The organism is Bordetella pseudohinzii (assembly GCF_000657795.2).
Taxonomy (GTDB): Bacteria; Pseudomonadota; Gammaproteobacteria; order Burkholderiales; family Burkholderiaceae_B; genus Bordetella; species Bordetella pseudohinzii.
This window is the reverse complement of the sequence record NZ_JHEP02000025.1, coordinates 1-20,314: the sequence shown is the minus strand read 5'-3', so window position 1 is coordinate 20,314 and position 20,314 is coordinate 1. Positions and strand designations below refer to the sequence as shown.

The following is a 20,314-nucleotide window of genomic DNA, read 5'->3' as shown; positions in this document are numbered from 1 at the left end:
AGCGCTTGCATGGCATGCAAGAGGTCAGCGGTTCGATCCCGCTTACCTCCACCAAGTTTCCGGTAACAAGTCAGTCCAAGTCCCCTTCGTCTAGAGGCCTAGGACATCACCCTTTCACGGTGAGTACAGGGGTTCGAATCCCCTAGGGGACGCCAAGATTTCTTGGCAAGACGCCGCAAGGTGTCGACCGCTGCGGAGCGGTAGTTCAGTTGGTTAGAATACCGGCCTGTCACGCCGGGGGTCGCGGGTTCGAGCCCCGTCCGCTCCGCCAAAATTCAAAAAGCCGCATGGTCGCAAGATCATGCGGCTTTTGCTTTTGGGCGCGCGCGTTAACGCGCGCCGGCCAGTGTGGCCAGGCACTCCACTTGCCAAGCCCGTTCCGGCTCAAAAGAGGCGGGGTCGGCGACCGCGCCATAGCCGCCTTGCCCATACACCGCCGCGTAAGCGGCGTATTCGGCGGCCTGCAGCGGTTTGCCGGCCAGCGCGGCGGCCACGGCATAGGTGGCCGAGACGGCGGCATGGCCGCAGCCATCCAGCGAAACCGAACCCGGATGGCGATTGGCCAGGCCGGCGGCGGCCAGGGCCAGCGCGGCCAGTTGCTCGCGGTCCAGCCTTCCTTGCAGATAGCAGCCCAGGCCCGCCAAGCAATCCACTGCCGCCGGATCTTCGAGCAGATGCGCCACCCTCAAGACGCAGGCCTGCCCAAAGGCCAGTCGCAGCCGCTCATCGCCTGGCAGGTCCAACTGGCGGGCCAGGCGCTCCAGGGGGGCGTTCATGGCTTGAACGCCGCCGGGTTCACCATATTGATGGGCGCGCCCGATGCGAAGGCCAGGATCTGCTCGAACACATCCTTGAATTGCAGATCCCATTCCTCATAGGTCACGAAGCCGATGTGCGGTGTGCACAGCACATTGGGCAAGGTCAGCAGCGGATCCGAGGTGTCGGTCAGAGGCTCTTGTTCGAAGACGTCCAGCGCCGCCATGGCGGGCCGGCCGGCGCGCAGGCCCGCGAGCAGCGCGCCGGGCTGGATGAGGCCGGCGCGGCTGGTGTTGACCAGCAGGGCCCCGGGCTTCATGGCGGCCAGGTCCGCCGCGTCGACGATGCCGCGCGTGGCCTCGACCAGCCGCATGTGCAGAGACAGCACGTCACAGGCGGCGAAAAAATCGGCCTTGCTGGCCGCGGTGTCGTAGCCGTCGGCCCCTGCCCGCGCGAGCGCGTCGGGCCGTCCCCAGACCAGCACGCGCATGCCGAAGGCGCGCCCATAGCCCGCCACGACGCGGCCGATGCGGCCATAGCCGAAAATTCCCAGGGTCTTGCCGCGCAGGGTGTGGCCCATGCCGGATTGCCATCGGCCTTGGCGCATGGAGGCGACTTGCTGAGGCAGCTGGCGCATGGCGCCCAGCACCAGGGCCCAGGTCATTTCGGCGGCGGCATACGAAGGCGTGTCCGCATGCAGATTGGAGCAGATCAGCACGCCATGCTCGGTGCAGGCGGCCACGTCGATATGCGGGTAGACGCTGCGCTGGCTGATCAGGCGCAGCTTGGGCAATCGCTCGATCAGTTCGCGGCGTATCTTGGTGCGTTCGCGGATCAGAATCAGCGCGTCCGTGTCGGCAAGGCGTTCGGCGAGCCGCTGGTCGTTTTCTTCGTGATCGGTCCAGACGCTGACCTCATGGCCTTGCAGCAGCGCATAACAGGGCAGGCGGCGCAGGGTGTCGAACCAGTCGTCCAGGATGGTGATTTTCATGATCGGGCCGGGCGGGGGAAGAACGAGGCATTGTCACGCCGCATGCCCATCCTCGTAAAATGAAACAATTTCCCCTATTGATGCAAAAAAGCTATGAAACTGGATGTGCTTGGCGTGCAGGCCTTCGTGGCCCTGGCAGAGCGCGAAAGCTTCGGCAAGGCCGCTGAATCGCTTTATATCTCGCAGGCCGCGCTCAGCCGGCGCATCCGCAACCTGGAGACCTATCTGGGCGTGCGGCTGGTGGACCGGACCACGCGCTCGGTGTCCTTGAGCACGGTGGGGCGCGGTTTCCTGCCCCAGGCCAGGCGCTTGCTCGGCGAGCTGGAAAGCACGCTGCAGCGCATCCGCGAACAGCGCGAGGTGCTGGCCGGCAATGTGACCATGGCCTGCGTGCCCACGGTCGGCGTGCGTTTCCTGCCGGCCGTGCTGCAGGCCTATGCCGCCGCGTTTCCGGACAACCGCGTGAGCGTGCTCGATCACTCCTCGGCCGGGGTGGAGCAGGCCGTTCGGGACGGCGCGGCCGAGTTCGGCATCGGCATTGCCGACCGCCCGGCGCCGGAGATCGAGTACGAAGAACTCCTGCATGACCGTTTCGTGCTGGTCTGCCAGGCCGGACATCGCCTGGCGCGGCGCAAATCGGTGGCCTGGCAGGAGCTGGCCGGCGAAGCCTTGATCCTGCCGGGCGGCGGCAGCAGCAACCGGCCGCTGCTGGACCAGCACCTGCCAGCGGGCATCGTGCTGCGGGCGCGTTTCGAAGTGCAGCGCAGCGCCACGGCGGTGGGCATGGTGGCCGCCGGCGCGGGCGTGGCGATCGTGCCCAGCCTGGCCATGCAGCCGGGAGCCTATCCCATGCTGGAAACCGTGGCCCTGGTGCGCCCGGCCATTTCGCGCGCCTTCGTGCTCATGCGCCGCCGGGGCAGCAGCCTGTCGCCCGCCGCCGAGGCGCTGCTGGGCTTCGTCCAGCGGGAAAAGCGCGCCGTCGCCCGGCGCTGAGGCCCGCCATGAAAAAACCGGCGCGAGGCCGGTTTTTCAGGGGAAGGGCGGTGACGCTCAGGGCGCTTCGACTTCGTCTTCGGCCTTCTTGACGGGCTTGACGAGATCTTCGCGCTTGACGCCCAGCCACATCGCCAGGGCGGCGGCCACGAACACGGACGAGTAGATGCCGAACCAGATGCCGATGGTCAGGGCCAGGGCGAAGTAGTGCAGGGTGGGGCCGCCGAAGAACAGCATGGCCAGCACCATCATCTGCGTCGAACCGTGGGTGATGATGGTCCGCGAGATGGTCTGGGTGATGGCGCTGTTGATCACTTCCTGCACGCTCGCCTTGCGGTACTTGCGGAAGTTTTCGCGAATCCGGTCCATGATGACCACGGATTCGTTGACCGAGTAGCCCAGCACGGCGAGCACGCCGGCCAGCACGGACAGCGAGAACTCCCACTGGAAGAAGGCGAAAAAGCCCAGGATGATGACCACGTCGTGCAGGTTGGCGATCACGCCGGCCACGGCGAACTTCCATTCGAAACGGAAGCCCAGGTAGACCATGATGCCGATCACCACGACCAGCAGCGCCATCAGGCCGTTGTGCAGCAGTTCCTGGCCGACCTGCGGGCCGACGAACTCGACCCGGCGCAGTTCGACCGAGGCGTCCGCGGCCTTCAGGGCGGCCATGACGGTTTCGCTCTGGGTGGCCGAGGTCTGGCCTTCGGCCAGCGGCAGGCGGATCATGACGTCGCGCGAGGTGCCGAAGTTCTGCACCTGGAAGTCGCTGTAGCCGAGTTTGCCGACCACGCCGCGGACCTGGTCCAGCTGGGCGGTCTGGGCGTAGTTGACCTCCATGACCGTGCCGCCCGTGAACTCGATCGACAGGTGAAAGCCGCGCGTGATGATGAAGAACACCGCCGCGATGAAGGTCACCAGGCTGATGATGTTCAGCACCAGTGCGTGGCGCATGAACGGGATGGTGCGATGAATCCGGAAAAATTCCATGTTTCGCCTTGCTGTCTTTTCAGGAGCCGGGCGGCGCGGCGCGCCGCCCTGGCGCTATCACTTGGTGCCGGGTTTCCAGACCGTGCCGATGGAGATGGACGCCAGCTTCTTGCGGCGGCCATACCAGAGGTTGGCCAGCGCGCGCACGCCCACCACGGATGAGAACATCGAGGTGAGGATGCCCAGGCAGTGCACCACCGCGAAGCCGCGGATGGGGCCGGAGCCGAAGGCCAGCAGCGCCAGGCCGACGATGAGCGTGGTCAGGTTGGAGTCCAGGATGGTGCCCCATGCGCGCTCGAAGCCATGGTAGATGGCCTGTTGCGGCGAGGCGCCCGCCCTGAGCTCTTCGCGGATACGCTCGTTGATCAGCACGTTGGAGTCGATGGCCATGCCCAGCGTGAGGGCGATGGCCGCGATGCCGGGCAGCGTCAGCGTGGCCTGCAGCATGGACAGCAATGCCAGCAGCAGCAGCACGTTGAAGGTCAGCCCGATGGTCGAGAAGACCCCGAACAGGTGGTAGTAGATGATGATGAAGACCGCGATGGCGATAAAGCCGTAGAGCGTCGAATAGAAGCCCTTGGCGATATTGTCGGCGCCCAGGCTGGGGCCGATGGTGCGCTCTTCGATGATGGACATGGGCGCGGCCAGGGCGCCGGCGCGCAGCAGCAGCGCGGTGTCGGCGGCCTCTTCGGCGCTCATGCTGCCCGAGATCTGCACCTGTCCGCCGGCGATCTCGCTGCGGATGACTGGCGCGGTGACCACTTCGCCCTTGCCGTTTTCGAACAGCAGGATGGCGATGCGCTTGCCCACGTTGTCGCGGGTGACGTCGCGGAAGATGCGCGCGCCCTTGGAGTCCAGGGTCAGGTTGACCGAAGGCTGTTGGGTCTGGTGGTCGCGGCCGGGCTGGGCGTCCTGGAGGTTTTCGCCGGTCAGGATGACCTGGCGGCGGACCAGGATGGGGCGGCCGTCGCGGTCGGAGTAGCGTTCCAGGCCGAAGGGCACGGTGCCATTGGCCAGCGCCGCCTGCGAGGACGGCGTGTCATCGACCATGCGCAGTTCCAGCGTGGCGGTGCGGCCCAGCAGCTCCTTGGCCTTGGCCACGTCCTGCACGCCGGGCAGCTGGACCACGATGCGGTCGGCGCCTTGCTGCTGGATCACGGGTTCGGCCACGCCGAGTTCGTTGATCCGGTTGTGCAGGGTGTTGATGTTCTGCTTGAGCGCGCTTTCCTGCACGCGGGTGACGGCTTGCGGGCTCAGGGCGCCTTCAAGGAAAAAGCGGCCGCCTTCGTCGCGATCGGTGAATTGCAGGTCGGCCATGCGGCTGCGCAGGGCATCGCGGCCCCGGTCGCGCGCATCGGCGCTGGCAAAGCTGGCCAGCACGGCCTGGCCGGCGCGCTCGACGGCGCCGACCTCGACCTTCTGGTCGCGCAGGATGGAGCGCACGTCGGCGGCCAGCGAGTCGTAGCGGGCGGTCAGGGCGCCTTGCATGTCGACCTGCAGCAGGAAGTGCACGCCGCCGCGCAGGTCCAGGCCCAGGTACATGGGCTTGGGTTCGAACCAGCCCAGCGTGCGCATCCAGGGCGGCGAAGCGGGCAGCAGGTTCAGGGCCACGGTGTAGTGCGGATCGCCGGCGACGGTGTTCAGGCTGCGGTCCAGCAGGTCGCGGGCTTGCAGCTGGATATCGGTGGAGCCAAAGCGCGCGCGGACGGTGCCCAGCGTGCCGTTCTGCTCGTAGTAGACGCTGGTGGCCGGCAGCTTGGCATCGGCCAGGATCTGCTCGACGCGCGACAGCAGCGCCGGCTCGACCTTGATGGTGGCCTTGGCGCTGGAGATTTGCACGGCGGGGGACTCGCCGTAGAAATTGGGCAGGGTATAGAGCAGGCCGATGACGACCGCAACCAAAACCGTGATGTACTTCCAGAGGGGATAGCGGTTCATTGCCGGCAAGGGGTCAAGGGGTGGAACGGACAAGGGCCCCGCGAGGGGCCCTATGCGACTGTTACAGGGCCTTGATGGTTCCCTTGGGCAGCACCGAGGTCACGGAACTCTTGGTCAGCGTGACTTCCACCGGCTTGTCGGCCAGGTCGGCCACTTCGATGGTGATGTAGCTGTCGGTCACCTTGGAGACCTTGCCGAGGATGCCGCCGGCGGTGACGACTTCGTCGCCCTTGGCCAGCGCGGCAACCATGTTGCGGTGTTCTTTCTGGCGCTTCATCTGAGGACGGATCATCAGGAAATAGAGGATCACGAACATCAGGACGATGGGCAGAATGCCGCCCAGAATATTGCCCTCGGGGGCGGCCTGGGCCAGGACGAGGCCGGCGGTGTCGGTAACGGACATTGGAAGTGCTCCTGGTTGAGTTTTTGCGTTTTTGCTATCGGCTATAGCCTTGTTTTGTCCCCGTCCCCGCGCGAGCCTTGGACAGGGTAGCCGGCTATTGTAGCGATGTTGAGCCCCCAAGGGGGCCGCAAGCGCGGCCCCGGCGGGGCCTAGTCCACGCCGCGGGCCCGGTCGGCCGCGAACTGCGCCCGCCAGGCCTGGAAGCGGCCGGCGGCGATGGCCTCGCGCATTTCTCCCATGATGGTCAGGTAGAAATGCAGATTGTGCAGCGTATTCAGACGGGCGCCGGTGATTTCGTTGGCGCGCTGCAGGTGATGCAGATAGGCGCGCGAGAAATGGCGGCAGGTATGGCAGGCGCAGCTGGGGTCCAGCGGGCGGGTGTCATCGCGGTATTTGGCGTTGCGGATCTTGACGTCGCCAAAGCGCGTGAACAGCCAGCCATTGCGGGCGTTGCGCGTGGGCATGACGCAGTCGAACATGTCCACGCCGCGCGCCACGCCCTCGACCAGGTCCTCGGGCGTGCCCACGCCCATCAGGTAGCGCGGGGCGTGCTGCGGCAGCCGGGGGGCCACATGGCCCAGGATGCGCATCATGTCTTCCTTGGGCTCGCCCACCGACAGGCCGCCGATGGCATAGCCATGAAAGCCGATGTCGGTCAGCCCGGCCAGGGACTCGTCGCGCAGATGCTCGTACATGCCGCCCTGGACGATGCCGAACAGCGCGTTGGGATTGCCCAGACGGTCGAACTCCTCGCGCGAGCGGCGCGCCCAGCGCAGCGACATGCGCATGGAGCGCGCGGCTTCTTCCGGGGTGGCCGGGCGGCCGTCTATCTCGTAGGGCGTGCACTCGTCGAACACCATGACGATGTCGGAGTTCAGCGAGCGCTGGATGCGCATGGACTCCTCGGGCGTGAGGAAGAGGCGCGCCCCATCGATGGGCGAGGCGAATTTCACGCCTTCCTCGGTGATCTTGCGCATGCCCTGCAGGCTGAAGACCTGGAAACCGCCGGAGTCGGTCAGGATGGGCTTGTCCCATTGCATGAAACCGTGCAGGCCGCCGTGCTTCTCCATGATCTCGGTGCCGGGACGCAGCCAGAGATGGAAGGTATTGCCCAGGACGATCTGTGAGCCGATTTCTTTGAGCTCATGGGGCAGCATGGCCTTGACGCTGCCGTAGGTGCCCACGGGCATGAAGATGGGGGTCTCGACCACGCCGTGGTTCAGCGTCATGCGCCCGCGGCGCGCGCCGCCATCGGTGGCGAGCAATTCGAAGGAGAGTCCGGTCATGGCTGGGCAGATTCGATGAACATGGCGTCGCCGTAGCTGAAGAAACGGTAGCGGCCGGCCACGGCGTGGGCGTAGGCGCGCCGGATGGGGTCGATCCCGGCCAGGGCCGAGACCAGCATCAGCAGGGTCGACTGGGGCAGGTGGAAGTTGGTCACCAGGGCATCGACCACGCGATAGCGGTAGCCGGGCGTGATGAAAAGGCGGGTATCGCCCTGGCAGGCGGCCAGCGGGCCGTCTGCCGACTGGGCGGCGGCCGACTCAAGCGCGCGCACGCTGGTCGTGCCGACCGCGATCACGCGGCCGCCGGCGCGGCGCGCCGCGGCGATGGCCTGCACGGTGGTCTCGGGCACGGTGTACCACTCGGCATGCATGATGTGCTCGTCCAGGTTCTGGACCCGCACGGGCTGGAAGGTGCCCGCGCCCACATGCAGGGTCACGAAGGCGCGCTGCACGCCGCCGGCGGCCAGGCGCTCCAGCATGGCCTGGTCGAAATGCAGGCCCGCCGTGGGCGCGGCCACGGCGCCCGGCTCGCGGGCATAGACGGTCTGGTAGCGTTGCTCGTCTTCGTGCTCGGCGGCATGCGTGATATACGGGGGCAGGGGGGTGGCGCCATGCGCCTCCAGCAGGTCCAGCACGGGGCCGGCGAAACGCAGGTCGAACAACTCTCCCTGGCGTCCCAGCACCTCGGCCGTCACCGCGCCGCCGGCCAGCTCCAGGCGCATGCCGGGGCCGGGCGATTTGCTGGCGCGCACATGGGCCAGGGCCCGGGTGGGCTCGGTGATGCGTTCGACCAGCACCTCGACCTTGCCGCCGGTGGCCTTCTGGCCGGCCAGCCTGGCCTTGATGACGCGGGTGTCGTTGAAGACCAGCAGGTCGTGCGGGCGCAGCAGCGCCAGCAGATCGGGGAATTGGCGGTCGTGCAGCTTGCCCTGGCCGTCCAGGTGCAGCAGGCGGCTGCCGGCGCGTTCGGCGGCGGGCGTCTGCGCGATCAATTCGGGCGGCAGGTCGTAATCAAAATCGGAAAGGGTAAAGGTGGACACGGTGTTATCCCGGCCTGACAGGACCGGCGAAGAAAAAGAGGCGGCGCAGTCGGCGCGCAACCCGCTATTGTAGACGCCCGCCGGGCGGGCCGCCTCCCGTCCCCGGCCGCTTGTAACCGCGCGCCGCCCGGCGCCCGCCTTATGTATGCTTTCATCTTCGTCCATAAGATGGTGTTACAGCGGACATGGGATATCTGGCTTGGGGACGCGCTTGTCTGGCGCTGGGAATCACGCTGGCGGCCTGGCTGCCGGGAACGGGGCGGGCCCAGGGGCCCGCGGGCGCGCTGGGGCTGCCGGCCAGCCTGGCGCAGGCCTGGAAGGCCACCAAGCTGCCCGATGACGCGCTCTCTCTGGTCGTGCAGGAGGTCAATGGGCCGCGCCTGGTGGCCATCAATGCCAAGGCGCCGCGCAATCCGGCCTCCGTCATGAAGCTGGTGACGACCTGGGCGGCTCTGTCCGAATTGGGGCCGAATTATGTGTGGCGCACCGATTTCCTCACCGACCCCGGCTCGCGGCCGGATGCCCATGGCGTGCTCAAGGCGCCCCTGTACTGGCGCGCGGGCGGGGATCCGCAGCTCTTGCTGCAGGATCTCTGGGCGCTCTTGCGCGAGCTGCGCCTGCGCGGCGTGAAGGAAATCAGCAACCTGGTGGTCGACCGCAGCATCTTCGGTCAGGTGGCGACCGACCCCGGCGCTTTCGATGGCGCGCCCGACCGCGCCTACAATGCCAGCCCGGATGCGCTGATGGTGGGCTTTGGGGCGCTGCGCCTGCTGGTCACGCCCGACGCGGCGGCCCGCAAATGGGTGGCCACGGTCGATCCTCCCGTGCCCGGACTGCGCCTGGAGGGCGAGGTCCAGTGGGGCGAGGCGCGCTGCCCGGGGCCGCCAGTGGTCGCGACCCAGCCGGTGGTCACCCAGCAGGGCATCACCCTGCGCCTGTCCGGCTCGGTGGCCGGCTCCTGCGGCGAGTTCAGCCTCTACCGGCTGGCCCTGTCGCAACAGGAGTACACCGAGGCGGTGTTCCGGCTGCTGTGGCGCGAGCTGGGCGGTACATTCAAGGGTAAGATGCGCGCCGGCGTGGTGCCGGCCGACGCCGTGGTGCTGGCCTCTCATGAGTCCCCCACGCTGGGCGAGGCGATCCGCGTGATCAACAAGCGCAGCAACAATGTCATGGCGCGCACCCTGCTGCTCACCCTGGGGGCCGAGCGCGGGCGCCGCCCGGCGACGGTCGCCAGCAGCGAGTCGGTCGCCAAGGACCTGCTGTCGCGGCAGGGCCTGGACATGCCCGAGCTGGTCATCGACAACGGCGCGGGGCTGTCGCGCGAGGCGCGCGTCTCGGCCGACAGCCTGGCTTCCCTGTTGACGCTGGCCTGGCGGTCGCCCGTCATGCCGGAGTACCTGGCCTCCATGGCCATCGCCGGGGTGGACGGCACGGTGCGCCGGCGCATGAAGGGCAATGGCGCGCTGGGGATGGCCCATCTGAAGACGGGGTCGCTGCGCGATGTGCGCTCGATCGCCGGTTATGTGTTGGGCAATAGCGGCAAGCGCTTCGTGGTGGTGAGCATCGTCAATCACGACAATGCGGGCGCGGTGCGCGGCTTCGATGACGCGCTGATCGCCTGGCTGGCCGAGCAGTAAAGGTTTATCGCCCGCGTGAGCGGGCTTCGAGTAGTCAATTTTTGGAGAATCCGGACATGCCCGTGCATGAAATCCGTCATCCGCTGGTGCGGCACAAACTAGGCATCATGCGGCGCGCCGACCTGAGCACCAAGAGCTTTCGCGAGCTGTCGCAGGAAGTCGCCGCGCTGCTGACCTACGAGGCATCCAAGGACATGGCCCTGGCGCCGTCCACCGTGGAAGGCTGGTGCGGGACGGTCGAGGTCGAGAAGATCGCCGGCAAGAAGGTCACCGTGGTGCCGATTCTGCGCGCCGGCATCGGCATGCTGGACGGCGTGCTGAGCCTGATCCCGGGCGCCAAAGTCAGCGTCGTGGGCCTGGCCCGCAATGAAGAAACCCTGCAGGCGCATACCTATCTCGAGCGCCTGGTGGGCGAATTGGACCAGCGCCTGGCGCTGATCGTCGATCCCATGCTGGCCACCGGCGGCTCCATGGTCGCCACCATCGACATGCTCAAGCGGGCCGGCGCGCGCGAAATCCGCGCCCTGACCCTGGTGGCCGCGCCCGAGGGCATCAAGGCCGTGATGGACCAGCATCCCGATGTGCACATCTATACCGCGTCCATCGACCAGGGCCTGAACGAGCATGGCTACATCATGCCCGGCCTGGGCGATGCCGGCGACCGCATCTTCGGCACCAAGCAGAAGGTCGAATAAGCCTAGCGGGCCCGGGTCCCGAACCAGGCCAGCTTGTCCGCCAGCGCCGCGACTTCGCCGACGATCAACAGCGCCGGCGAGGCGACGGCCTGCGCGCGCGCGATGTCGGCCAGCCGCGACAGCGGGCCGGTGACGACCCGCTGCTGCGGGCGGCTGCCGTTTTCGACCAGGGCGAAGGGCGTGTCGGCGGCCCGTCCGTGGCCGATCAGCCGGGCCGACAGCGTGTCCAGCTGCCCCACGCCCATGTAGAAGGCCAGTGTCTGGCGATCCCGCGCCAGGCCGTCCCAGTCCAGGGCGTCTTCGTCGGCGCGGCAGTGCGCCGTGACCAGGCGGACCGACTGGGCATGCTCGCGGTGGGTGAGCGGGATGCCGGCATAGGCCGCGCAGGCCAGCGCGGCCGTGATGCCGGGCACCACCTCATAGTCCACGCCATGCGCGCGCAGGTGTTCCAGCTCTTCGCCACCGCGCCCGAAGATAAAGGCGTCGCCGCCCTTGAGCCGGACCACGTGGCGGCCGGCGCGCGCATGCTCGACCATGAGGGCATGGATGCGCGCCTGAGTGGCCTGATGGTCTTCGCCCAGGCGTTTGCCCACGGTGATGCTTTGCGCATCGCGGCGGGCCAGCGCCAGCACCTCGGCGCTGACCAGCCGGTCATGCAGGATGACATCGGCTTCGTTCAGGGCGCGCAGCGCCTTGAGCGTCAAGAGGCCGGGATCGCCGGGGCCGGCGCCGACCAGCGTCACCCGGCCGGGGGCGGGCAGGGACGGGCGCGACAAGGCCTCGTCCAGGGCCGCTTCGGCCTGCTGCGGATTCCCCCGGCGCAGGGCGGCGGCCACCGGGCCGTCGAGCAGCCAGTCATAGAAGCGGCGGCGCTCGCCCAGGTCGGCGCGCGCGGCGCGGATGCGCGGCCGGTAGCGCGCGGCCAGGTCGGCCAGGGCGCCCAGGCTGTGGTCGAACAGGGATTCCAGTCTTTCGCGCAGGCGCCGTGCCAGCACCGGCGCCACGCCGGAGGACGAAATCGCCACGATGAGGGGCGAGCGGTCCACGATGGACGGCACCTGGAAGCTGGAGAGCGCGGGGTCGTCCACCACATTGCAGAAGCGCTGCCGCGCACAGCAGGCTTCGTAGACGCGGGCATTGACCGCGCGGTCGTCGGTGGCGGCGATGACCAGCCAGGCGCCGTCCAGCCAGGCGGGATCGAATTCGCCCGCGGCATGCGCAATGGCTTGCCCGTCCGCCAGACGGGCCAATTCGGGCGCGAGCGCGGGCGCGCCCACGGTGACGAGGGCGCCGGCCTGCAGCAAGGCCTGGACCTTGCGCGTGGCGACAGCGCCGCCGCCCACCACCAGCACCCGCCGGCCCTGGATATCGGAAAAAATCGGAAAGAGCTTCATGAACTTCAGGGCCGCACCCAGCTATCGTGCGACGATCATAGGGACCGCCGCTCATCCCTACAACTTTTGATTGCTTTCATTCATATAGCCAAAAGTGATTTGGGTCGGAATGCGCACGGTTTTGGTGCATCGTGCACCGCCCTGCCGCAAGTTCCGGCCGGGTCTGCCGGGAAAACGCCGGCCGCCCCGGGGCGCGCGGGGCTGGCACGCGATTTGCTTGTACCTGGGAAGACGGCTGGCGACGGCCGTTCAATGCCGTCCCAGTGATGGCTCAAGGGGAAAGCAAGCAAGAGGGGCGTTTCGCGCTCGCCGTTCCGGCGGCGCGAAACGCCTTTTCTGCTGGCGCGGGTTTTGGCGCAGACGGATACAGGCCTTGCCGCGCAACCGGTGTAGTATCGCCGCGAGGCGCCGGCAACGGCGCAGCCCTACAGGAGTACACGGTGGCTCGTTGGATATCCGCGCTGGTTCTGGCCGGCATCACCCCCTTTGCCCAAGCCGGCGTCTGTGACGCCAAGTTCATGCACGATGGCGGCCAGGTGCAGTTTTCCGGCTCGGGCAATATCAGCCTGGGCGCCGACCTGAGCTTCGACGAAGTCAGCCGCGGCAATGCCGACAACTGCCGCGCCCGCGTGCGCGGGGTCGCCAGCTTTTCCTATGCCGGCCTGCCGCCGGGCAAGTCCAAGCTGGACTACCTCATGACGGTCAAGAACGGCCAGGCCACTTTCGTGCGCTATGCGCAGGCGGGCGAGGCGCCCAGCAAGGACGGGCAGTTCGACCTGCGCATCCTGGGGCTGTTCGCCTATGACAAGATCACCGGCCAGGGGCAGAAATTCGCCGGCTCCAGCCACCGCCTCAATATCGGCAAGGAAGCGCCCGTGGGCGGCCAGCCCAGCACCACGATACGCATAGGCGAAAAGACGGTCGGCGCGCGGCGCAGCATCGCCACCGCGCTGGGCCAGCAATCCTGCTGGCCGGTCAGCTATGCGCGCAGCAGCGATCCCACCATGGCCACCTTCAATGGCCTGACCCTGCCCATTCCGGGTATGAATACCACGGTCACCGACTGGTTCTGCCCCGCGGTCAACCTTGTCATGAAGCAGGAGATCGATATGGCGGGCAGCAAATCCCTGGTCGAGATAACCGAAATCAAATAGCGCAAATTTTTAGGCGGGCCGGGCGTTTGCCCAGGATTGGCTCGCTGGTATGATGGTTTAACCGACGACACATCAAAAGGAGTGCTCTATGACTGCGAAACGATCCGACGATATCGCCAAGGACAAACTGATTGACAGTGTCAAAAGCAGTCTCAACGATGCCGAGAGCCTGTTGCGCGAGGCTGCCGCCTCGTCCGGCGAAAAGGCCTCCGAGCTGCGCGAGCGCGCCCTGAGCTCGCTCAAGCGCACCCGCGAGGCCCTTTACGACGCCCAGGACGCCATGCTCGAGCGCGGCCGCCGCGCCGCGCGCGCCACCGACGACTACGTCCACGACAATCCCTGGCAAGCCATCGGTATCGCGGGCGTGACCGGCCTGCTGCTCGGCTTGCTGATCAGCCGCCGCTAAGCGGCCAAGGGCCTTCGGCTGCCCGAAGGCCCGCCGATCCATGAGCTTACGTACCTCGGTATTCGGCGTGGCCGCCAGCCTGGTCGGGCTGTTGCGCACACGTCTTGAACTCCTGGCGCTGGAAGCCGGCAACGAAAAGCTGCGCCTGCTCAAGACCCTGGGCATGGCCTTCGGAGCCTTGCTATTCCTGACCCTGGCGGTGCTGGTCTTCACGGTGACGATCGCGGTGGCTTTCTGGCCGACCGAAGACCGCTATGTGGCCTTGGGCTGGCTGGCCGCCATCTACGGCGTGATCGGCGTGTTGCTGCTTTTCCTGGTGCGCCGCGCACTGCTGGATGGGCCCTTGCCGTTTTCGGCCACGCTCGAGGAGCTGGGCCGCGACGCGGACCTGCTGGAGCGGGTGCGCGATGCGCAGGCCGATCTGGAGCGCAGCGAGGCCGCCGAAAGATCCGCGGGGGGGCGCTGATGGCACACCGTCAATCTCCCGCCGTGGAAAGACAAGTCCGTATCGAGCTGCTGCGCGCCCGCGCCGCCATCGAGCGCGAAGGCCTGGCCCAGAGCATCGCCGAGGCCGGGCAGGCGCTTGAACCCGCCAATCTGGTGCGCGGCCTCTTGCCCCGCTTGAGCCAGAGCGGCGCCTCGCAGTGGATGTGGCAGGCCTATCGGCTGGCGCGCCGCTATCCCATTGTCAGTTCGGCGGCCTCGGCCCTGTTCATGGGCGGCGGCAAGCGTCTGGGCGCGCTGCGCTGGGCCGGGCTAGGCCTGGTCGGCTGGCAGTTGGTGCGCGCCTGGCTCAAGCCGGGCGAACGCGTGCAGGGCTGATCCCCGCGCCGCCTCGCAAGGCGGGCGGCGCTTTTTTATCCGGCGCCATCAAGGGCGGCGGGGCTTGTCATCGAAGCAGGGGCAGAAGCCATCCTGCGCGTCAAAGGGCACCAGCTGGCCCGCCACATAGAAGCCATTGGGCACGGAAATATGCAGTTCGGACTGGCTGCGCCATGAGAGATTGGCGGACAGCGTATCGTGGCCGGGCAGCACCATGTTGCCCGGGTAGCGGCTCTGCAGGGTCGCGCCTACCGGGGTGTCGAAGATCAGCTTGGCCTCGAAGCCATAGACTTTCAGGGCGCGGTACAGCACCAGGCGGCCGGGCTTGGAGAGGTCCTGCTTGACGGGGTTGTTGCCGGGCAGCTTGCCGACAGCGTGTTCAAAAGGCCCTTCGACGACCTCATCCCAGCGCATGGAGGCCGCCTTGAATTCCACCTGCTTGGCCAGGGCGATATCGGCCTGCATCTGGCCGCTGATGCGCAGGATGTCCGAGCCGAACGCCGCGGCGGCCTTGCCCGAGAGCTTGACGGCGTCCTTGCCGTTGCAGGTGAAGCTGCGCCCGGGGATGGACCAGTCTTGGGCTCCCGGGATGGCGTGATCGCGCCAGCGCACCCGGTAGCCCCCGCCGGTGGCGGCATCGGCCTGGCGCCAGATGGAGCCGGGCCCCAGCGCATTGGAGGGGCCGAAGAAAAGCAGGGGGGCATTGCCGTCGATGTCCGAGCCGGCGCAATGCAGGGCGACGGTGGACCAGGCGGTTTTCACCGTCGGGGCGCATCCCTGGAGGGTCAGCGCGCCGACGGCAAGCAGCGACAGGATGAACAGGCGACGCACGCAAGCTCCTTGAAGGGGGGAGCCCGGGAGGGCGGGTGCGCCTGCGGCGCCGCGCGGGCGCGGCGAGCCTGGGATGGCGGCGCATGGAGCGCCTATTGTGCGTGCGCCCGCGCGCGCGGCATGGGCCGGACCGTGAAGATCGGACTTGCTGCGCCCTAGAGGCCCAGCTGCTGCCACATGGCGTCCACCCGCGCCTTGACGTCGTCGTCCATCTTGATGGGCACGCCCCATTCGCGCTGGGTTTCGCCGGGCCACTTGTTGGTGGCGTCCATCCCCATCTTGCCGCCCAGGCCGGAGACCGGCGAGGCGAAATCCAGGTAGTCGATGGGCGTGTTTTCGACCAGCAGCGTGTCGCGCACCGGATCCATGCGGGTGGTCATGGCCCAGATGACTTCGGCCCAGTCGCGGGTGTTGACGTCTTCGTCGACCACCACGATGAACTTGGTGTACATGAACTGGCGCAGGATGCTCCAGACGCCGAACATCACGCGCTTGGCATGGCCGGCGTATTGCTTGCGGATGGACACCACGGCCAGGCGGTAGCTGCAGCCCTCGGGCGGCAGATAGAAGTCCACGATCTCGGGCAGCTGCCGGCGCAGCAGCGGCACGAAGACCTCGTTGAGCGCCACGCCCAGCACGGCCGGCTCGTCGGGCGGCTTGCCGGTATAGGTGGTGTGATAGATGGGGTTTTTGCGCATGGTGATGCGCTCGACCGTGAAAACGGGGAACCAATCCTGCTCGTTGTAATAGCCGGTGTGGTCGCCGTAGGGGCCCTCCAGGGCCATTTCGTAGCCGGTGTCCGGCGGGGGCGGCGCGCCTTCGGGGATCCGCGGCGCCAGGGCGCGGGGATCGTCGGCCGGCAGCAAATGGCCTTCCAGCACGATTTCGGCCGTGGCCGGCACCGACAGCTCGCTGCCCAGGGCCTGGGTGACTTCGGTGCGCGAGCCGCGCAACAGCCCCGCGAACTGATATTCGGACAGGCTGTCGGGCACCGGCGTGACGGCGCCCAGCGTGGTGGCGGGGTCCGCGCCCAAGGCCACGGCCACGGGGAAGGGCTGGCCGGGGTGGGCCAGGCGGTGATCGCGGAAGTCGAGCGCGCCGCCGCGGTGCGATAGCCAGCGCATGATGAGCTTGTTGCGGCCGATGACCTGCTGGCGGTAGATGCCCAGGTTCTGGCGCCGGGCATTGGGACCGCGCGTGATGACCAGGCCCCAGGTGAGCAGGGGCGCCACGTCGCCGGGCCAGCAGGTCTGGATGGGCAGGCGCGAGAGATCGACGTCCTGGCCCTCCCAGACCACCTCCTGGCTGGGCGCGCCGCGCACGGTCTTGGGGCTCATGTCCCAGAGGGCGGCCTTGAGCATGGAGACCTTGGCCAGGGCATCGCGGAATCCCCGTGGCGGCTCGGGTTCGCGCAGCGAGGCGAGCAGCTCGCCCACATCGCGCAGCGCCGCGACGTCTTCGGCGCCCATGCCCCAGGCCACGCGGCCGGGCGTGCCGAAGAGATTGGCCAGCACCGGCATCCCGGCGGCCTGGCCCTGGTGGACGGCCTGCTCGAACAGCAGCGCCGGGCCGCCGGCGCGCAGCACGCGGTCGGCGATCTCCGTCATTTCGAGCCGTGTGGACACGGGCGCGGAGATGCGCTTGAGTTCGCCCTGGCGCTCAAGCTGGTTCAGAAAGTCTCGGAGGTCGCGGTACTTCACTACAGATCCCGGCAGGTTGGTTACATTTTTGATGCATTTACAGGTTAACATCCACCCCTTACTTTCCCCACGCAGGAGGTCACTATGCCCGATGCGTCAATGGCCGGCCTGCTGCGGCAGCTGGCCCAGGGAGTGCATCACAACCTCGCCGAGGGACTGCGCTTATGCTCGGTCTACTTGGGGATCGCGGTCATTGTGACCGTCAGTATGGGGTTTGCCTTGCCTGGTTTGCGCGACCAGGCCTTGCAGGTGCACAAAGCCCTGTTGACCGCCCTTGCGCCAACGTCTATCTCCGCCGGCCCGGACGCCGCACAGGAGCCCGAAGGCTCCGCCGCCGTTGTCATGGCCGTGCCCAATGCACCGGCCAGCAATGCTACCGGTTTTTTGGGGCCGCTACGCTCGGAGCCGCTGCCGCCGCAACGCAAAGCCGTTGCCGGCACGAACAGCGGCCAGGTGGAGGCGTTGCGCAACTATATCTCGCGCAAATACAAAGTGGCGTATGACGCCACCGGCGTGCTCGTGAATACCGTCTACAAGGTGGGCCGCGAGAAACAGCTCGATCCTTTGCTGCTGCTGGCCGTGATCGCCATCGAGTCCCGTTACAACCCCTTCGCCGAAAGCGCGGTGGGGGCCCAGGGCCTCATGCAGGTGATGACGCGCATACACCAGGACAAGTTCGATGCCATTGCCACCGGCAAGGCGGGAGCGCTGGATCCGGTGGCCAACATCCATGTGGGCGCCACCATCCTGAAGGACTGCATCGACCGCCGCGGCTCCGTCAATGGCGGGCTGGCCTGCTATGTCGGGGCCACCGGCCCGGACGACGGCGGCTATGGCGCCAAGGTCCAGGCCGAGCGGCGCCGCCTGGCGCTGGCCTCGGGCATCGCCCTGGCCCGCGACTGACCTGCCTGCCCTCCGGTTTCCACCGGAGGGTTTTTTTCAGGGTCAGAGCAAACGCTCGATGCGGGCGACGGCCTCTTGCAGGCGGTCCAGGCCCGTGGCGTAGGAGAAGCGCATGGTCGACAGGCCATGGGCGGGGCCGAAGTCCACCCCCGGCACGGCGGCCACGCCGGCCTCGTGCAGCAGGCGCTTCGAGAAGGCCATGCTGTCCATTCCCAGCCGGCTGATGTCGGCATAGATATAGAAGGCCCCGTCCGGCTTGACCGGCACCGGGATGCCCAGGCGTTCGAACTCCGGCAGCAGATAGTCGCGGCGCTGGCGGAAGGCGTCGCGGCGGTGGGCGAATATCTTCAGGGCGTCGGGGCTGAAGCAGGCCAGGGCGGCATGCTGGGCCAGCGTCGGCGCGCAGATCTGCAGGCTGGCCGACATTTTTTCGATGGTGCCTATCATGGACTCCGGCACGATCATCCAGCCCAGGCGCCAGCCCGTCATGTGGAAATACTTCGAGAAGCTGTTGATGACGATGATGTCGTCGTCCAGCGTCAGGGCCGATTGCGGGGCCTGCTCATAGGACAGGCCCAGGTAGATCTCGTCCATGATGGTGTAGCCGCCGCGCTCGCGGACCTCGGCCAGCAGCGCCGCGAGTTCGTCGCGCGCGATGCTGGTGCCGGTCGGGTTGCTCGGCGAGGCGATCAGCACGCCCCGGGTGGCCGGCGTCCAGTGGTCCCGCACGTCCTGGGCGCTGAGCTGGAAGCGCTGGCCCGCATTGCTGGGCACCAGGCGCGGGCGTCCGCCGGCGGCCAGGATGAAGTTGCTATTGGCCGGATAGGAGGGGTCGGGCATGAGGATTTCGGCCCCCGGGTCGACCAGGGCGGCACAGGCCAGCGACAGCGCGCCCGAGGCGCCGGCGGTGACGATGACCCGTTCGGGGTTGATGCGCGCGCCGAATTCGTCGGCGTAGAACTCGGCGATGGCCTCGCGCAGCGGCGTCAGGCCGCCCGGCGCGCAATAGCCGCTCAAGCCGGCGCGGGCGGCCCGCTCCAGGGCTTCCACGACCTGGGCAGGGGCGGTAAAGTCCGGTTCGCCGATACCCAGGCTGATAATGTCGCGGCCGGCGGCGGCCAGCGCCTGGGCTTCTTTGAAGAGTTCTACAACCTGGAATGTCAGAAAATCATTGGTACGGGAGGCAAGGCGCGGCATCATGAATCTCACAGCGAAAGAGCGATTTTAGCCATGCAGCCATCCCGCCGCGCTTTCCTGACCGGCCGCAGGCCGCCGCGCTCGCCCTGGGACACCTTTTGCGAGCGCGTCGCGGCCGCCGCCGTGGGCGAACTGAAGCAGGGGGACAGACCGCGCCTGGTGCTTGGCCATCCGCAGGATGCCTGGCGCGCGCGCGAACTGGCCGACGCCCACGGCGTCACCCTGGCCCTGTGGGAAGGCCCGGCAGACGCGGCCGGGCAGGCTCCCTGCCTGTGGCTGGATCCCGGCGCCCTGACAGCCTGGCGCGCCGAGGGCGAGGCCATCGTGGCCGAGCCCGGCTGTCCGGTCGGGCTGCTGGCCGCGCAGGGCTGCGCGCAGTTCGCCCAGGCCGATCCGGCGCAGACGGTGGCCGCCTGGCTGGCCGACGCCACCGGCTATCTCGCGCCGGCCGACAGCGGCCTGCTCGCCGCGACGGTGATGTTTTCGGATGGCGCGGTGGAGCCGCTGGGCGCCTTCGGGGCCGCCGATACCCAGCCCCTGCGTTCGGCCACGGTGCAAAGCCTGGTGCCCGCGCTTTTCCAGCTGGCGGGCAGCGCCGATGCGCAAGCCTGCGCCGGCCCGCGGGGCTGGACGGCGCGTTTTCGGCTTGACGCCATGCGCGAGCCGGCCAATCTCGCCCAGGTCCTGCTGGGCCATGGGGGGGCGCTTGGCTGGGTGCAGGAAAGCCGCTGGACGCGCGGACGGCCGGCCGCCGCGCCGCGCCCGCTCAGCCGCGAAGGCTGGCGGCTGGACAGGCGTGTGAAGGCCTTGTTCGACCCGCCTGGGCGTTTCCCCGAAATCCGGCAATCGTGGGCGCAAGAGTAAGATAGCGCCACATCCGCCGGCCCTTGCGGCATGGCGGCACCCTGTTTCTTTTATCGACGTTTACTTCCGACCGCCCACCATGGATGCCAATCTTCGCAAAGCCGCGCTGGAATATCACGAGCACGGCCGTCCCGGCAAAATCTCGGTCACACCGACCAAGCAACTGACCAATCAGCGCGATCTGGCGCTGGCGTATTCGCCGGGCGTGGCCGCGGCCTGCGAAGAAATCGTCGATGACCCCGCCAATGCCTTCCGCTACACCGCGCGCGGCAACCTGGTGGGCGTGATCTCCAACGGCACCGCCGTGCTGG

The 20,314-nt window shown here is 67.8% G+C and carries 20 protein-coding genes, 2 tRNA genes and 1 pseudogene; 12 read left to right on the top strand and 11 right to left on the bottom strand.

Going from position 1 to position 20,314, the window contains the following annotated elements; all coding sequences use genetic code 11:
* Window positions 1-79: 79 nt before the first annotated feature.
* Window positions 80-155, top strand: a tRNA-Glu gene (locus L540_RS20595).
* 39 nt (window positions 156-194) lie between these two features.
* Window positions 195-271 (top strand) — tRNA-Asp (locus L540_RS20590).
* Window positions 272-329: 58 nt separating this feature from the next.
* Here L540_RS20590 and L540_RS20585 read toward each other — a convergent pair.
* Together L540_RS20585 and L540_RS20580 are read right to left on the bottom strand one after the other, a co-directional pair.
* Entirely contained in the window at window positions 330-776 is a 447-nt protein-coding gene (locus L540_RS20585; protein WP_043213854.1) for a hypothetical protein, read from the bottom strand.
* Window positions 773-1,747 (bottom strand): D-2-hydroxyacid dehydrogenase family protein, encoded by a 975-nt coding sequence (locus L540_RS20580; protein WP_043213851.1) that lies wholly within the window; start codon window positions 1,745-1,747, stop codon window positions 773-775. Before L540_RS20580 ends, L540_RS20585 begins: the two co-directional genes overlap by 4 nt.
* A gap of 93 nt (window positions 1,748-1,840) precedes the next feature.
* Between L540_RS20580 and L540_RS20575 the strand changes: the two genes are divergently transcribed.
* Window positions 1,841-2,740 (top strand): LysR family transcriptional regulator, encoded by a 900-nt coding sequence (locus L540_RS20575; RefSeq protein WP_043213850.1) that lies wholly within the window; start codon window positions 1,841-1,843, stop codon window positions 2,738-2,740.
* A 57-nt stretch (window positions 2,741-2,797) separates the two neighbouring features.
* On the opposite strand, the gene secF is transcribed toward L540_RS20575, so the two are convergent.
* The 5 genes from secF to queA form a co-directional block, all read right to left on the bottom strand.
* On the bottom strand, window positions 2,798-3,733 hold the full coding sequence (secF, locus tag L540_RS20570) for a protein translocase subunit SecF (protein ID WP_043213849.1): 936 nt from the start codon (window positions 3,731-3,733) through the stop codon (window positions 2,798-2,800).
* 57 nt (window positions 3,734-3,790) lie between these two features.
* On the bottom strand, window positions 3,791-5,671 hold the full coding sequence (secD, locus tag L540_RS20565) for a protein translocase subunit SecD (RefSeq protein ID WP_043213847.1): 1,881 nt from the start codon (window positions 5,669-5,671) through the stop codon (window positions 3,791-3,793).
* Between the two features lie 61 nt (window positions 5,672-5,732).
* A complete protein-coding gene (yajC, locus tag L540_RS20560; protein WP_043213845.1) occupies window positions 5,733-6,074 on the bottom strand; it encodes a preprotein translocase subunit YajC in 342 nt (113 codons plus the stop codon).
* 149 nt (window positions 6,075-6,223) lie between these two features.
* A complete protein-coding gene (tgt, locus tag L540_RS20555) occupies window positions 6,224-7,360 on the bottom strand; it encodes a tRNA guanosine(34) transglycosylase Tgt (RefSeq protein ID WP_043213842.1) in 1,137 nt (378 codons plus the stop codon).
* Window positions 7,357-8,400, bottom strand: a complete 1,044-nt coding sequence (gene queA, locus L540_RS20550; RefSeq protein ID WP_231584925.1) for a tRNA preQ1(34) S-adenosylmethionine ribosyltransferase-isomerase QueA — start codon at window positions 8,398-8,400, stop codon at window positions 7,357-7,359. The genes tgt and queA overlap by 4 nt, the downstream gene beginning before the upstream one ends.
* Window positions 8,401-8,585: 185 nt before the next feature.
* Here queA and dacB point away from each other — a divergent pair, with 185 nt between their 5' ends.
* Together dacB and upp are read left to right on the top strand one after the other, a co-directional pair.
* Window positions 8,586-10,037, top strand: coding sequence for a D-alanyl-D-alanine carboxypeptidase/D-alanyl-D-alanine endopeptidase (gene dacB / locus L540_RS20545; RefSeq protein ID WP_048026726.1), 1,452 nt, complete (start codon window positions 8,586-8,588; stop codon window positions 10,035-10,037).
* 56 nt (window positions 10,038-10,093) lie between these two features.
* Window positions 10,094-10,732 (top strand): uracil phosphoribosyltransferase, encoded by a 639-nt coding sequence (gene upp, locus L540_RS20540; RefSeq protein ID WP_043213837.1) that lies wholly within the window; start codon window positions 10,094-10,096, stop codon window positions 10,730-10,732.
* 2 nt (window positions 10,733-10,734) lie between these two features.
* Here the strand turns inward: upp and cysG are convergent, their stop codons facing one another.
* Window positions 10,735-12,126: a siroheme synthase CysG gene (gene cysG / locus L540_RS20535; protein WP_043213836.1), complete on the bottom strand. Its 1,392-nt coding sequence runs from the start codon at window positions 12,124-12,126 to the stop codon at window positions 10,735-10,737.
* 440 nt (window positions 12,127-12,566) lie between these two features.
* On the opposite strand from cysG, the gene L540_RS20530 reads away from it, so the two are divergent.
* The 4 genes from L540_RS20530 (at window position 12,567) to L540_RS20515 (ending at window position 14,508) form a co-directional block, all read left to right on the top strand.
* Window positions 12,567-13,280 (top strand): hypothetical protein, encoded by a 714-nt coding sequence (locus L540_RS20530; protein WP_043213834.1) that lies wholly within the window; start codon window positions 12,567-12,569, stop codon window positions 13,278-13,280.
* An 88-nt stretch (window positions 13,281-13,368) separates the two neighbouring features.
* A complete protein-coding gene (locus tag L540_RS20525) occupies window positions 13,369-13,686 on the top strand; it encodes an ElaB/YgaM/YqjD family protein (RefSeq protein WP_029579465.1) in 318 nt (105 codons plus the stop codon).
* A 40-nt stretch (window positions 13,687-13,726) separates the two neighbouring features.
* Window positions 13,727-14,152 carry a phage holin family protein gene (locus L540_RS20520; RefSeq protein WP_043213832.1) on the top strand — a complete coding sequence of 142 codons (426 nt, stop codon included), beginning with the start codon at window positions 13,727-13,729 and terminating at the stop codon, window positions 14,150-14,152.
* The gene (locus L540_RS20515) at window positions 14,152-14,508 is read left to right on the top strand and encodes a hypothetical protein (protein ID WP_043213830.1); all 357 of its coding nucleotides are present in this window, start codon (window positions 14,152-14,154) and stop codon (window positions 14,506-14,508) included. The genes L540_RS20520 and L540_RS20515 overlap by 1 nt, the downstream gene beginning before the upstream one ends.
* Before the next feature lie 48 nt (window positions 14,509-14,556).
* On the opposite strand, the gene L540_RS20510 is transcribed toward L540_RS20515, so the two are convergent.
* Both L540_RS20510 and L540_RS20505 read right to left on the bottom strand, forming a co-directional pair.
* Window positions 14,557-15,339 (bottom strand): hypothetical protein, encoded by a 783-nt coding sequence (locus L540_RS20510; RefSeq protein ID WP_043213828.1) that lies wholly within the window; start codon window positions 15,337-15,339, stop codon window positions 14,557-14,559.
* A gap of 155 nt (window positions 15,340-15,494) precedes the next feature.
* The gene (locus tag L540_RS20505) at window positions 15,495-17,039 is read right to left on the bottom strand and encodes a UbiD family decarboxylase (protein ID WP_043213826.1); all 1,545 of its coding nucleotides are present in this window, start codon (window positions 17,037-17,039) and stop codon (window positions 15,495-15,497) included.
* A gap of 84 nt (window positions 17,040-17,123) precedes the next feature.
* Between L540_RS20505 and L540_RS20500 the strand changes: the two genes are divergently transcribed.
* Window positions 17,124-17,942, top strand: a complete 819-nt coding sequence (locus L540_RS20500) for a lytic transglycosylase domain-containing protein (RefSeq protein ID WP_043213824.1) — start codon at window positions 17,124-17,126, stop codon at window positions 17,940-17,942.
* A 42-nt stretch (window positions 17,943-17,984) separates the two neighbouring features.
* On the opposite strand, the gene L540_RS20495 is transcribed toward L540_RS20500, so the two are convergent.
* Complete coding sequence (locus tag L540_RS20495) at window positions 17,985-19,139, bottom strand: pyridoxal phosphate-dependent aminotransferase (RefSeq protein ID WP_043213871.1); 1,155 nt, start codon at window positions 19,137-19,139, stop codon at window positions 17,985-17,987.
* Window positions 19,140-19,172: 33 nt separating this feature from the next.
* On the opposite strand from L540_RS20495, the gene L540_RS20490 reads away from it, so the two are divergent.
* Together L540_RS20490 and L540_RS20485 are read left to right on the top strand one after the other, a co-directional pair.
* Complete coding sequence (locus tag L540_RS20490) at window positions 19,173-20,003, top strand: hypothetical protein (RefSeq protein WP_043213822.1); 831 nt, start codon at window positions 19,173-19,175, stop codon at window positions 20,001-20,003.
* A 79-nt stretch (window positions 20,004-20,082) separates the two neighbouring features.
* Window positions 20,083-20,314: pseudogene (locus tag L540_RS20485) on the top strand (NADP-dependent malic enzyme); the annotation flags it as partial.

What these genes read in the sequence shown, in the direction of transcription:
- L540_RS20585 (WP_043213854.1), bottom strand. Translation starts at nt 776, where the DNA reads ATGAACGCCCCCCTGGAGCGCCTGGCCCGCCAGTTGGACCTGCCAGGC.
- L540_RS20580 (WP_043213851.1), bottom strand. Translation starts at nt 1,747, where the DNA reads ATGAAAATCACCATCCTGGACGACTGGTTCGACACCCTGCGCCGCCTG.
- L540_RS20575 (WP_043213850.1), top strand. Translation starts at nt 1,841, where the DNA reads ATGAAACTGGATGTGCTTGGCGTGCAGGCCTTCGTGGCCCTGGCAGAG.
- secF (WP_043213849.1), bottom strand. Translation starts at nt 3,733, where the DNA reads ATGGAATTTTTCCGGATTCATCGCACCATCCCGTTCATGCGCCACGCA.
- secD (WP_043213847.1), bottom strand. Translation starts at nt 5,671, where the DNA reads ATGAACCGCTATCCCCTCTGGAAGTACATCACGGTTTTGGTTGCGGTC.
- yajC (WP_043213845.1), bottom strand. Translation starts at nt 6,074, where the DNA reads ATGTCCGTTACCGACACCGCCGGCCTCGTCCTGGCCCAGGCCGCCCCC.
- tgt (WP_043213842.1), bottom strand. Translation starts at nt 7,360, where the DNA reads ATGACCGGACTCTCCTTCGAATTGCTCGCCACCGATGGCGGCGCGCGC.
- dacB (WP_048026726.1), top strand. Translation starts at nt 8,586, where the DNA reads ATGGGATATCTGGCTTGGGGACGCGCTTGTCTGGCGCTGGGAATCACG.
- upp (WP_043213837.1), top strand. Translation starts at nt 10,094, where the DNA reads ATGCCCGTGCATGAAATCCGTCATCCGCTGGTGCGGCACAAACTAGGC.
- cysG (WP_043213836.1), bottom strand. Translation starts at nt 12,126, where the DNA reads ATGAAGCTCTTTCCGATTTTTTCCGATATCCAGGGCCGGCGGGTGCTG.
- L540_RS20525 (WP_029579465.1), top strand. Translation starts at nt 13,369, where the DNA reads ATGACTGCGAAACGATCCGACGATATCGCCAAGGACAAACTGATTGAC.
- L540_RS20520 (WP_043213832.1), top strand. Translation starts at nt 13,727, where the DNA reads ATGAGCTTACGTACCTCGGTATTCGGCGTGGCCGCCAGCCTGGTCGGG.
- L540_RS20515 (WP_043213830.1), top strand. Translation starts at nt 14,152, where the DNA reads ATGGCACACCGTCAATCTCCCGCCGTGGAAAGACAAGTCCGTATCGAG.
- L540_RS20500 (WP_043213824.1), top strand. Translation starts at nt 17,124, where the DNA reads ATGCCCGATGCGTCAATGGCCGGCCTGCTGCGGCAGCTGGCCCAGGGA.
- L540_RS20495 (WP_043213871.1), bottom strand. Translation starts at nt 19,139, where the DNA reads ATGCCGCGCCTTGCCTCCCGTACCAATGATTTTCTGACATTCCAGGTT.
- L540_RS20490 (WP_043213822.1), top strand. Translation starts at nt 19,173, where the DNA reads ATGCAGCCATCCCGCCGCGCTTTCCTGACCGGCCGCAGGCCGCCGCGC.